The sequence below is a fragment of the Pedobacter sp. 01T416_2 genome (assembly GCF_056398925.1).
This window is the reverse complement of record NZ_JBFTQI010001095.1, coordinates 1-1,411: the sequence shown is the minus strand read 5'-3', so window position 1 is coordinate 1,411 and position 1,411 is coordinate 1. Positions and strand designations below refer to the sequence as shown.

The window sequence follows — 1,411 nt, the reverse complement described above, 5'->3', positions numbered from 1 at the left end:
TTCATCTTTCGATCCTTTGTTAAGTCCGTTCGGAAGGTTAACCGTAAATGCAGGCGCAATACCCGTTTTTAATCAGCGTATCGGCAAAGTAAGCACACAACAGCCATTGTTGTTCTTTGCCAATGAAAATGGCTTAAAGATAGGTTATTTGATGGGAGAGGGGCTTTGGAGATGGAAACTTTCAGAAGCTGAAAATGAAAGCAATCAATTGGTTTTAAATGATCTGATTTCAAAAACGGTTCAATACCTATCTGTTAAAGATGATAAGAGAAGGTTTAAGGTGTTTACTTCAAAGTCTGCTTATGATGAAAATGAAACCATCCAGTTTAACGGTACCCTTTATAACGATAGCTATCAGCCTGTAAATGAGTCGGAAGTTAATCTTCAGGTTAAAAACGAAGCGGGCAAGGTGTTTAATTATATTTTTTCTAAAACCGAAAATGCTTATCAGCTAGATGCAGGAACCATGCCTGCAGGGAATTATTCTTATCTCGCCAATACCGAACTGGGTGGAAAGAAATTCACGGCTACAGGTAGTTTCTATGTAAATGCGTTGATTGCAGAATTTCAGCAAACAACAGCCAATCATCAGCTGTTAAATACGATATCCAAACAAAGCAATGGTAAATTGTTTATGCCAGAAAACCTACTCAAAATAGCTGATGAGATAGCTAAAAATGAGAATATTAAAACCATCAGCTATGAAGACCGTAAATACGACGAACTGATCAGTATGAAATGGCTATTCGGCTTAATTTTGATTTTGCTGGGAGTAGAGTGGTTTTTAAGAAAAAGGAACGGAGAACTTTAAGTTTGGAGTGCAGTCAGATGTTACCATCTGACTGATTAGATTGTTTTGAAATTGAGTAAACCACAGTATTCAATTAATTTGAAAATGTCAGGTGGTAACACCTGACACCACGAAAAAGATTATATGGGATTAAGAAACAGAAGTTTATTTCTGGAGAAAAAATGTTTTTTCGTGACTACCAGTTGTTATAAACATTTAAAACTTCTCGAAAGTGACTCATGTAAATTAATAATTGTCAATAGTTTAAATTTCATTGCTTTAAAATATAAGATTTCAATTCTTGGTTATGTAATCATGCCTAATCACTTTCATGTCTTATTCTATTTCAACGATGAAAATAAATTATCGGATAGTATGCGTGATTTGAAAAAATTTTGCGCTTTTGRGATTCGAAAATACCTGGAATCTAGCAAGAATTCAATGCTAAATTTGATAAGGATTGAAAGTGATAAACAAGCATTTAAAGTTTGGGAAGATAGATTTGATGATGTCTGGATAGGTAGTAAGGAACTTCTGGAAATTAAATTGGAATATATTCATCAGAACCCGTTGCAATCTCATTGGAATTTGAGTGAGTATCCCGAAAATTATAGATACAGC

The 1,411-nt window shown here is 34.4% G+C and carries 1 protein-coding gene and 1 pseudogene; both read left to right on the top strand.

Annotation, left to right across the window (positions count from 1 at the left end; genetic code table 11):
* Positions 1 to 811: pseudogene (locus AC1DPQ_RS27670) on the top strand (hypothetical protein); the annotation flags it as partial.
* Positions 812 to 934: 123 nt separating this feature from the next.
* Positions 935 to 1,411 (top strand): REP-associated tyrosine transposase (locus tag AC1DPQ_RS27665; protein WP_477611555.1); only part of this gene is annotated, 477 nt, incomplete at its 3' end.